Source organism: Actinomycetota bacterium (assembly GCA_019347575.1).
In the GTDB taxonomy this organism is placed as follows: Bacteria; Actinomycetota; Nitriliruptoria; order Nitriliruptorales; family Nitriliruptoraceae; genus JAHWKY01.
Genome location: JAHWKY010000064.1, coordinates 1 through 10,182 on the forward strand (window position 1 = coordinate 1; position 10,182 = coordinate 10,182).

The following is a 10,182-nucleotide window of genomic DNA, read 5'->3' on the forward strand; positions in this document are numbered from 1 at the left end:
AGATCCTGGCCGAGCGTGAGGAGCAGAGTGCTCAAGTAGCCGAAGGCGATAGCACCACTCGAGAGCGTGCTCAAGTAGCCGAAGGCGATAGCACCACTCGGGAGAGTGCTCAAGTAGCCGAAGGCGGTAGCACAACCGAACAGGCCGCAGCGCCGGCCGAAGCAGCGCCGGAGACGGCGGCCGAACCCGAGGCGCCAGCCGAGCCGAAGAAGGCCGAGATCCACGTCGAGGACGCGGGCGAGATCGACCAGGAGACCTACGATGCCCTCATCGCCGAGGGCAAGAGCGAGCGCATCGCGCGCGCCAAGGCCAAGGCCGCCTACGTCCGCAAACGCAAGCAGGAGCTCGCCAGCGAGGGGGGGGACGAGGGATGACCGATCAGGCCTCACCCCCCAGGCCGGCAACGCCGGCCCCTCCCCCCTCAAGGGGGGAGGGATGACACATCAGGCCTCACCCCCCAGGCCGGCAACGCCGGCCCCTCCCCCCTCAAGGGGGGAGGGATGACCGGCCAGGACCTAGTCTTCATCCTCCTCGCCGTCGCGGGAGGCATCGCTGCGGTCACGGTGGTGACGGCGCGCAACGTGATCTACGCCGCCGCCGCGCTGGCGGCCACGCTCGCGAGCACCGCAGGCGTCTTCCTCGTCCTTCACGCCGACTTCGTGGCGCTCGTTCAGATCATCATCTACGTGGGTGCCGTCGCGGTGCTGTTCATGTTCGGCCTGATGCTCACCCGCGCTCCGATCGGTCGTGAGACCCTCGACAGCCAGTCGCGCGCGTTGGGGCTGGGCGTCTCCTTGGCCCTGTTCGGCGTCCTCGCCGCGCTGATCGTCCAGGCCTTCAAGGACGTCGACACCCCCACGATCGTCGGCACGCCCATCGCGGGCATCGGCGAGGCGCTGTTCTCGACGTGGGTGCTGCCGTTCGAACTGATCTCGATGTTGCTCCTCGCCGCGCTGGTCGGAGCCATCGCGCTGTCCCGGCGCGAGGAGGGCGAGTCGGGGGAGCACCTCGAGGCGATCGCGCCCGAGCTCGCCGCGGAGGGAGGCGACCAGACGGCGGCCGAGGAGCGTGTGGCCATCCCGGCCGGGGGCAGCGGCGAGGAGGTGGGCCGGTGAACCTGCTCGGCCCGCTGCTGTTCGCCACCTTCCTGTTCTGCGTCGGCATCTACGGCATCATCGCCCGCCGCAACGCCGTGCTCGTGCTCATGAGCGTTGAGCTGATGCTCAACGCGGTCAACATCAACCTCGTCGCCTTCCAGGACCTGCTGTTCCCCGGCGACTCCGCGGTGAGTGGACAGGTCTTCGCGCTGTTCGTGATCGCCATCGCCGCTGCCGAGGTCGGGGTGGGGCTGGCCATCGTCCTGAACATGTTCCGCAACCGCGCGTCCATCGACGTCGAGGACGCCGACCTGATGCGCTGGTAGCCGGGAACCCGGAGGAGCGAACCCGTGGACTGGATGGAGCTGGCCTGGCTCGTCCCCCTCCTGCCGCTCGTGGCGAGCGGGCTGGTCGCGGCGTTCGGCAAGCGACTGCCCTGGAAGGGCGCTGAGATCGCGATCGTCGCGGTCGCCGCCGCGTTCGTGATCAGCGTCGGCATCGCGCTCCACACCTTCTTCAACAGCCCTATCGAGCCGCTCGAGAAGATCTTCCGGTGGGCACCGCTCGGCGACGGGATCACCCTCGAGCTCGGGATGCTCGTCGACGGCCTGACGGCGATGATGTTCCTGCTCGTCACGCTCGTCTCGCTGATGGTGCAGATCTACTCGCGCGAGTACATGCACGGCGAGCCTCGGTTCACCTACTTCTTCGCGATGCTCAGCCTGTTCACGGCCTCGATGCTCATCCTGGTGATCGCCAACAACACCTTGCAGGCGATCGTCGGCTGGGAGTTGGTCGGCGTCTGCTCGTACCTGCTGATCGGTTTCTACTGGGAGGAGAAGTCCAACCAGGACGCGGCCAACAAGGCGTTCCTCACCACCAAGTTCGCCGATGTCGGGCTCATCGTCGGGGTCATCGTCCTCAGCAAGGCGATGTTCGACATCAGCGGGACCCCGTTCAACATCCTCGAGCTCAACGGCGCAGCCGCCTCCGGGGCACTCGACCAGGGCCTGGTCGTGCTCGGCGCCCTCCTGATCTTCGGCGGCGCCATCGGCAAGTCGGGTCAGATGCCGCTGCACGTGTGGCTGCCGGACGCGATGGCCGGCCCCACCCCCGTCTCCGCCCTCATCCACGCGGCGACCATGGTCACCGCGGGGGTCTTCCTCGTCGCTCGCCTCTTCCCGGTGTTCGCGCAGTCGCTCGCGGTCATGACGACCATCGCGGTCATCGGCACGATCACGCTGTTCTTCGCCGGGTTCCTCGCGCTCGTCGAGGACGACATCAAGAAGGTCCTGGCGTACTCCACCATCAGCCAGCTCGGCTACATGGTCGCGGCGCTGGGGGTCGGCGGCTACACCGCCGGGATCTTCCACCTGTTCACTCACGGGTTCTTCAAGGCGCTGCTGTTCCTCGGCTCGGGTTCGCTGATCCACGCCGTGCACAGCAACAACATGACCGACATGGGTGGCATGCGCCGGTTCATGCCGCACACGTTCTGGACCTTCATCGCGGGTTCGCTCGCGCTGGCGGGGTTCCCACTCACGGCCGGCTTCTTCAGCAAGGACGAGGTCCTCGTCTCGGCCCAGCTGTGGGGAGACGCGGGGTTCGCCGCCGGCCCGCTGGTGTTCTGGCTCGGGCTGGCGGCGGCCGGTGTCACGACGTTCTACATGGCGCGTGCGTGCTTCCTCATCTTCTGGGGTGAGTACCGGGGCAGCGGAGCGATCCACCACGGCGAGCAGGACACCGAGGCGCACCCGGAGCTTCCCGCGCCCAAGACGCCGCACGAGTCCGGGCGCCTCATCACGGTGCCGCTGATCGTCCTGGCGGTGCTGTCACTGACCGTCGGCTGGATCGGCTCGCCGTTCTGGTCCGAGGACGACAACTTCGAGCAGTGGACCGCGACGCCGATCCTCGAGGAGGCGAGCTACCCGTTCGTCGGAGCCACGACGGGACTCGACGAGCACGGCGAGGAGGACACCGAGACCCACGGGCTCGCCCCCCTCGCAGCAGGGGCGGCCGCGGCTCCGGTGCTCGCCGCCACGGAGGGAGAGGGCGACGACGCGGACGAGGGGCACGGTGCTGGTGCGCTCCTGCATGGGCCGCCGGAGTTCGAGGCGTTCGTCGCCGGACTGGCGTTCGCCATCTTCGCCCTGGCGTTGCTGGTCGCGTGGCGCATCTACGGGCGTGGCAAGCCCGACGAGGACCCGATGTTCAAGATGGGTGTCGCGACGAAGGCGCTCGTCAACCGGTACTGGTTCGACGAGATCGGCTACCGCTACATCGTCGTGCCGGTCCGTGACCAACTCGCGAAGGCCGCCTACTGGTCCAACCAGGAGGTCCTGGACGCGGCGGTGAAGGGCGCCGGCGGCGCGGCGAAGCGCATCGCGGACGTCACCTACGGCACGGTCGACCAGCGCATCATCGACGGCGGTGTCAACGGCGCGGCGTTCAGCGCGGCCTGGTGGAGCGACAAGCTCAAGCGCATCCAGGCAGGCAACGTGCAGCGCTACGCCGGCGCGCTCGTGGCGGGCGTGATCGTGCTCGTGCTCGTCTTCGCGGCGAGTACGTGACCTAGGAACGAGAGTGCTCAAGTAGCCGAAGGCGGTAGCACAACCGAGACTGCTCAAGTAGCCGAAGGCGGTAGCACAACGAGACGGACGGCCCTGCGGGGCTCGCACCGAGGAGAAGCGACAGATGGATCCGTTCACGACTGGCGGCTGGCCCATCGCCGTGGCGACGTTCGCGCCGGCGGTCGCCGCCGCGTTCATCGCGCTGATGCCCAGGACTGCCGATCGCAGCGCTCGCTGGGCGGCGGTGCTCGTCACCGGCGCCGTCTTCGTGCTGTCGGTGGTGGTGGTCGCGACCTTCGACTACGGGGCGCGTGGCGAGCTGCAGTTCGTCACGGACGTGTCGTGGATCGAGGCGATCAACGCTCGCTACCACATCGGGATCGACGGCATCTCCATGCCGCTGTGGGTGCTCACCCACCTTCTGACCTTCCTCTGCGCGCTCTACACCCTGCGCCACCTGCCGGAGCCGGGCAAGCCCAAGGGCTTCCTGGCGCTCATGCTGCTCCTGCAGACCGGGATGGCCGGCACCTTCATCGCCTTCGACCTGATCCTGTTCTTCGTCTTCTGGGAGCTCGTGCTCGTCCCGATGTACTTCATGATCGGCATCTGGGGCGGCCCACGCCGCGAGTACGCGAGCGTGAAGTTCTTCCTCTACACGCTGTTCGGTTCGGTGTTCATGCTGGTCGCGTTCCTGGCGATCTTCTTCAAGGCCGGGGCGGTCACGTGGGACATCCAGGAGCTCAGCTCCATGGCGGGTCTCGGCAGCAGCACGTTCCAGATCTGGGCGTTCCTGGGCATGTTCCTCGGGTTCGCCATCAAGGTGCCGAGCTGGCCGTTCCACACGTGGCTGCCGGACGCCCACACCGAGGCACCGACCGTCGGGTCGGTCCTGCTGGCCGGCATCCTGCTGAAGATGGGGACCTACGGGTTCATCCGCATCGCCCTGCCCATCCTGCCGGAAGGTGCCGAGACGTTCGCGCCGCTCATCGGTCTGCTGGGGGTGATCGGCATCATCTACGGCTCGCTCTGTTGCCTCGCCCAGACCGACGTCAAACGGCTCATCGCGTTCTCGTCGGTCGGGCACATGGGCTTCGTCATGCTCGGTATCGCGACGCTGACCGAACGCGGGATCCAGGCTGCGCTGTACGGCAACATCGCGCACGGGCTCATCACCGGGCTGCTGTTCTTCCTCGCGGGGTCGATGCACGAGCGCTACCACACGCGCGAGATCGGTGAGATCGGCGGCGGCATGCTGGTCAAGATGCCGCGTTACGGCGTGCTCCTGACCTACACCGCGATCGCGTCGCTCGGACTGCCCGGTCTGGCCGGGTTCTGGGGTGAGTTCACCGCGATGTGGTCCGCGATCGTGCCCGCCCCGGCGCTTGACGCGGACTGGGGGGGTCTCTACCTCGGGTTCGTCGTCGCCGCGGCGGTCGGCACGGTCCTCACCGCCGGCTACTTCCTATGGATGCTCCAGCGGGTGAACCTCGGGCAGCCACCGGAACGGTGGGCTGGTAAGGAGCTCAGCGACGTCATGGCCATCGAGTACGTGTCGTGGCTGCCGTTGGCCGTCCTCATCCTCGCGCTCGGCGTCTACCCCAAGCTCGTGTTCGGCATCCAGGACGAGGCCGTCGCCAACCTCGTCACGTTCTTCTCGTGATCAGCTAGGAGCGCAGCGTCGTGGACATCGACTACCTGGCGATCGCGCCGGAGATCACGCTGGCCGGCACCGCGCTGGTCGTGCTCCTGCTCGACCTCGTCCTGAGCGACACCCGCAAGCGACTCGCCAACCCGGTGGCCGGGCTCGGCACCATCGTCGCGATCGTGCTCACGGCGATGCTGTGGGGCGACGATCGCTCGACGTTCGGCGGGATGTTCGTCGTGAACGACTTCGCCGTCGTGTTCAAGCTGCTGTTCCTCGGTGCGCTCCTGGCGGTCCTGCTCGTGAGCTACCGCTACTTCGCCACGGGCCGGTACTTCCAGGGTGAGTACTACTTCCTCCTGGTCACCGCCTTCCTCGGCATGATCGTCATGCCGTCGGCGCGCGACCTGCTGCTGCTGTTCGTGGCACTCGAGACCGTGTCGGTACCGGGCTTCATCATGGCCGGACTGCGCAAGCGCGACCTGTACTCGACCGAGGCCGCGATCAAGTTCTTCCTCATCGGCGTCCTGAGCGTCGCGATCATGCTCTTCGGGATGTCCCTGCTCTACGGCTTCACCGGCACGACCTCGCTCCAGGGCATCGCCGAGGCGCTGCGGGGCGGCGAGAGCCCGCCGCTGCTGCTCGCCTCGCTGATGCTGGTTATCGTCGGGTTCGCGTTCAAGGTGTCGGCGGTGCCGTTCCACTTCTGGGCGCCGGACACGTACGCCGGATCGCCGATGCCGGTCGCGGCCATGCTCGCGGTCGCGTCGAAGGCCGCAGGCTTCGCCGGTCTGGCGGTGATCGCGTTCATCGCGTTCGAGCCCGTCGCCGAGGTGTGGACCGGGGCGGTCATGGTGATCGCGATCATCACGATGACGGTGGGCAACCTCATCGCGCTGCAGCAGCGCGACATCGTCCGGCTGCTCGCCTACTCGTCGGTCGCCCACGCGGGCTGGATGCTCGTGCCCTTCGGGCTGATCGAGGCCGGCGCGATCGATCTCAACGACCGGGCCGCGCAAGCGACCCTGTTCTACATCGTCGCCTACGCGGTCATGAACATCGGGGCGTTCGGTGTCGCCATCGCGCTGGCGCTCAAGGGTCGCGAGCGGGCCATCAGCGACTTCGAGGGGCTGGGCTACCGCGCCCCGATGCTCGCCGTGGCTATGACCACCTTCCTGGTCGCGCTCGGTGGCGTCGTCCCGACGGTCGGCTTCTGGGCCAAGTTCGCCATCTTCGACGCCGTCGTGGCCTCAGGCTCGGTTGGCGACTACGTGGTCGCCGGACTGCTGATCCTCAACGCGCTCGTGGGCCTGTTCTACTACCTCCGTGTCGCGTACCTCATGTGGATGCGCCAACCGCGGCTCGGGGCACCCATCCTGCAGCCTGGCCTCGCGCTCAACCTCATCCTGTTCGTCCTGATGGTGGCCACCGTCGTCCTCGGCCTCGCGCCGTTCCTCGTCACCGACTCGACGTCGGTGACGAGCGTGCTCGCGGGTAGCTGACCGTCACCCGGCGCTGGCTCGCTCCCGCAGCCGTCTACGCCGCGATCCTGGCGGCGTCGTCGGTCCCCGGGGACTCGCTCGCCGGACCGGCCTGGCTGTCGCTGTTCGGCCACCTCGTCGAGTACGCAGTCCTCGGGGCGGCGCTCGTATGGGCCGCCCGCGGGGCCTGGACGCCCCCGGCGCTGGTAGCCCTGGCGGGGTTCCCGCTGGCGCTGCTCGACGAGCTCTACCAGCACGCCTTCGGGTCGGGACGGGTGTTCGAGCTGCGCGACCTCGTCGTCGATGGCATCGGGCTGACGCTCGGGGCGGTGGTCAGCCGCTGGATCCTGCGACGGGCGCGCGACGGCTGAACCGCCCTGGTCGGGACGAGATGCCCGACCCCGTGCTGGGTACCCTCTGAGCCGACCGGCGTCCCGGCCGGACACGCCTGCGAGGTGGTCTGGATGTTCAAGAACGCGAAGACGTTCCTGCTCATGGCGATCATGGGCGGCCTGTTCCTCGGGATCGGCTCGTTCTGGGGCGAAGGGGGCCTCATGATCGGCCTGATCCTGGCCGTCGTCATGAACGCCGGGTCCTACTGGTTCAGCGACAAGCTCGCCATCAAGATGGCCCGTGCCGAGCCCATCGAGCGCGCCGACTTCCCCGACATCTACGAGATGGTGGAGCGGCTGTCGATGAAGGCCGGCGAACCGATGCCGAAGCTGTTCATGAGCCCATCCCCCCAGCTCAACGCCTTCGCCACGGGACGCAACCCCAAGCACTCCGCGGTGTGCGTCAACCGCGGCCTGTACGAGGCGCTCAACCGCGACGAGCTCGAGGGTGTCCTCGCGCACGAGCTGCAGCACGTCTACAACCGCGACATCCTCATCGGGTCCGTCGCCGCGACGATGGCCGTGGCCATCATGTTCGCCGCGCGGATGGCGATGTGGGGGGCGATGCTCGGCCGTGGCGGTCGCGATCGGGGTGGCAACGCCATCGGGGCGCTGCTGATGATGATCCTCGCCCCGCTCGCCGCGATGCTCATCCGGTCCGCGATCAGCCGCTCGCGCGAGTCGCTCGCGGACCGCACCGGCGCGGAGCTGTGCGAGAAGCCCCTGGCACTCGCGTCGGCCCTGCGCAAGCTCGAGGCGGGCGCGAACAGCCAAGCCATGATGCAGCGGGGCGCGGTGCCGGCCGAGACGAGCCCAGCGTTCCAGCACATGTACACCGCCGCCCCGTTCGGTGGTGGCGGCGTCAGCAAACTGTTCAGCTCGCACCCGCCGATCCCCGAGCGCGTGGCCAGCCTGGAGCAGATGGCCCGCGAGCGCGGACAGCTCGGGCCGGACCAGAGCCTGTTCGGCTGAACCATCCTGGCCTCCCGTGCGTAGTGGTCTGAGGACCCGTTCACGGAAGGGGAGAGTCGTGTCACGCCGCTACCTCAGGATCACCTTCCACATCGTCGTCGTGGCCGCGTTCGCCGTGGTGCTGGTGCCCGCCCTCGGGCTCGCCCAGGACACCACGGTCACGGTCGGGAACAACAGCTTCAGCTTCGATCCGTCCGAGGTCGAGATCACCGAAGGATCGACCATCACCTGGACGCAGAACGACGCGTTCCCTCACAGCGTCACGGCCAGTGACGGCAGCTTCGACAGCCATCCCAACTGCAACCCCGACGGGAGCGGCGACTGCATGGGTGCGGGCGAGTCGTACCCGAGGGAGTTCAGCACGCCGGGCACGATCCCGTACTACTGCAAGGTCCACGGGACGCCCGAGGGCGAGGGCATGGCCGGAACCATCACCGTGACCGCCGTGCAGGAGGAGCCGACCGAGCCGACCGAGTCGCCGACCGAGCCCGCGACGGAACCTGCGACCGAGCCCGCGACGGAACCTGCGACCGAGCCCGCGACGGAACCTGGGACCGAGCAGCCCACGACCCAACCGACCGCCGCACCGACCACGCCAGCGCCAGCGCCGACGCAGACGGCCGCGCCATCCCTGCCGGAGACGGGTGCCGACCGTCCGTGGGCACTGATCGCGCTCGGGGCGGGGCTGGTCGCGGGCGGGGCGCTCGTGCTGCGGGCATCTCGCCGCCGTCCCGGGGTCGAGTGACGGCCTACTTGTAGTTCGTGAACTGCAGCGGGGCGGCGTAGTCCTGCGCCTTCACGAGCGCGATGACCTCTTGGAGCGTGTCGCGGCTCTTCGACGTCACCCGGATGCGGTCGCCCATGTTGGTGACGTTCACCTTGAGCTTGCTCGCCTTGATCTGCTTCACGATCGCCTTGGCGATGTCCTGCGGCATGTCGGTCCGCAGCGCCACGTCGATGCGGCTGCTCCCTCCGGCGGCAGGCTTGGGCTCGTCAGGGTCGATGCCCTTCAGCGACACCTTGCGCTTGACCAGCTTGTCCTCGAGCACCTGCAGCGCCGCCTTGGCGCGGTCCTCGGTCGATCCCTGGATGCGGATGTCCGCGTCCTTGGACTCCCACAGGATGGACGTGTCGGTGCCCTTGAAGTCGAACCGCGTCGCGACCTCGCGCGCTGCCTGGTTCACGGCGTTGTCGACCTCCTGCAGGTCCACCCCCGCCTCGATGTCGAAGCTGCTCTCGGCCACGTCACTGCTCCATCGGCTCGTCGTCTGAGGCGTCCAGCCTAGAACCTCGACGTGTCACACCCACCTGCTCGACTAGCGCCGCCGCGGGGGCGGCTCACCGGACGTCGACGACCAACCGGAGGAGCCAGCGTGTCCGCCTTCCAGCGCCCACTCATCCCCGCACCGACCGACATCCGCCGCGACAACCCCCGCTTCCAGGGCGAGATCGGCCTGACGGATGCCATCGCCTGGTTCGGCCAGCACGGGTACCGGGTCTGCATCCCCCTCGCCGACAACCAGCCCTACGACCTCGTCGTCGACGCGGGTGATGGGGACCTCAAGAAGGTCCAGGTCAAGACCACAACGCACCGCAGTCCGGCGGGCCGCTTCGTCGTTCAACTCGCCGTGGCGGGAGGGAACCAGAGCTTCCACACCGTCAAGAAGTTCGATCCCGAAGCCGTGGACCTCCTGTACGTGCTCACCGATGCCGCAGAGCGCTACCTCATCCCGGTCGCCGTCATCCGCGCACGGACCTGCATGGCCTTGCACCCCGGGATGGACCGGTACCGGCTATGAGCGGTGGTTGGCGGCTCGAGTACGGAGTCCGTACCATCCGCGCCTGCCTGGTGGGATGCCCGAGCGGCCAAAGGGAGCAGCCTGTAAAGTTGCCGGCTTAGCCTACGGAGGTTCGAATCCTCCTCCCACCACTCGACCCGGAGCCCGCCCCGAACGGTTTGACGACCGACCGTGACGGTGCGAGCCTGCGGGCTCGGCACGCCCCTGTAGCTCAGTCGGTAGAGCGCTT

11 protein-coding genes and 1 tRNA gene are annotated in these 10,182 nt (G+C 68.1%); 11 read left to right on the top strand and 1 reads right to left on the bottom strand.

Translation table 11 applies throughout. The annotated features are described in order from the left end of the window. From KY469_21450 to KY469_21490, 9 genes are all read left to right on the top strand, one after another. A partial coding sequence (locus KY469_21450; protein ID MBW3665669.1) for a hypothetical protein occupies positions 1 to 374 on the top strand: 374 nt, incomplete at its 5' end. Positions 375 to 500: 126 nt separating this feature from the next. Next, the gene (locus KY469_21455) at positions 501 to 1,115 is read left to right on the top strand and encodes an NADH-quinone oxidoreductase subunit J (protein MBW3665670.1); all 615 of its coding nucleotides are present in this window, start codon (positions 501 to 503) and stop codon (positions 1,113 to 1,115) included. Beyond that, the gene (nuoK, locus tag KY469_21460; protein MBW3665671.1) at positions 1,112 to 1,423 is read left to right on the top strand and encodes an NADH-quinone oxidoreductase subunit NuoK; all 312 of its coding nucleotides are present in this window, start codon (positions 1,112 to 1,114) and stop codon (positions 1,421 to 1,423) included. Before KY469_21455 ends, nuoK begins: the two co-directional genes overlap by 4 nt. Positions 1,424 to 1,447: 24 nt before the next feature. Beyond that, positions 1,448 to 3,667: an NADH-quinone oxidoreductase subunit L gene (gene nuoL / locus KY469_21465; GenBank protein MBW3665672.1), complete on the top strand. Its 2,220-nt coding sequence runs from the start codon at positions 1,448 to 1,450 to the stop codon at positions 3,665 to 3,667. A gap of 124 nt (positions 3,668 to 3,791) precedes the next feature. Further along, entirely contained in the window at positions 3,792 to 5,327 is a 1,536-nt protein-coding gene (locus tag KY469_21470; GenBank protein MBW3665673.1) for a NuoM family protein, read from the top strand. 20 nt (positions 5,328 to 5,347) lie between these two features. After that, positions 5,348 to 6,811, top strand: a complete 1,464-nt coding sequence (locus KY469_21475; protein ID MBW3665674.1) for an NADH-quinone oxidoreductase subunit N — start codon at positions 5,348 to 5,350, stop codon at positions 6,809 to 6,811. Then, complete coding sequence (locus tag KY469_21480; GenBank protein ID MBW3665675.1) at positions 6,808 to 7,161, top strand: VanZ family protein; 354 nt, start codon at positions 6,808 to 6,810, stop codon at positions 7,159 to 7,161. The genes KY469_21475 and KY469_21480 overlap by 4 nt, the downstream gene beginning before the upstream one ends. A gap of 93 nt (positions 7,162 to 7,254) precedes the next feature. Beyond that, entirely contained in the window at positions 7,255 to 8,154 is a 900-nt protein-coding gene (locus KY469_21485) for a zinc metalloprotease HtpX (protein MBW3665676.1), read from the top strand. 58 nt (positions 8,155 to 8,212) lie between these two features. After that, complete coding sequence (locus KY469_21490) at positions 8,213 to 8,899, top strand: LPXTG cell wall anchor domain-containing protein (protein ID MBW3665677.1); 687 nt, start codon at positions 8,213 to 8,215, stop codon at positions 8,897 to 8,899. 4 nt (positions 8,900 to 8,903) lie between these two features. On the opposite strand, the gene KY469_21495 is transcribed toward KY469_21490, so the two are convergent. Then, positions 8,904 to 9,398, bottom strand: coding sequence for a YajQ family cyclic di-GMP-binding protein (locus KY469_21495; protein MBW3665678.1), 495 nt, complete (start codon positions 9,396 to 9,398; stop codon positions 8,904 to 8,906). A 204-nt stretch (positions 9,399 to 9,602) separates the two neighbouring features. Here KY469_21495 and KY469_21500 point away from each other — a divergent pair, with 204 nt between their 5' ends. Together KY469_21500 and KY469_21505 are read left to right on the top strand one after the other, a co-directional pair. After that, complete coding sequence (locus KY469_21500; protein ID MBW3665679.1) at positions 9,603 to 9,953, top strand: hypothetical protein; 351 nt, start codon at positions 9,603 to 9,605, stop codon at positions 9,951 to 9,953. 49 nt (positions 9,954 to 10,002) lie between these two features. Further along, positions 10,003 to 10,084 (top strand) — tRNA-Tyr (locus KY469_21505). Positions 10,085 to 10,182 lie beyond the last annotated feature (98 nt).

Coding starts and splice junctions, on each gene's coding strand:
- KY469_21455 (MBW3665670.1), top strand. CDS start 501: ATGACCGGCCAGGACCTAGTCTTCATCCTCCTCGCCGTCGCGGGAGGC.
- KY469_21470 (MBW3665673.1), top strand. CDS start 3,792: ATGGATCCGTTCACGACTGGCGGCTGGCCCATCGCCGTGGCGACGTTC.
- KY469_21485 (MBW3665676.1), top strand. CDS start 7,255: ATGTTCAAGAACGCGAAGACGTTCCTGCTCATGGCGATCATGGGCGGC.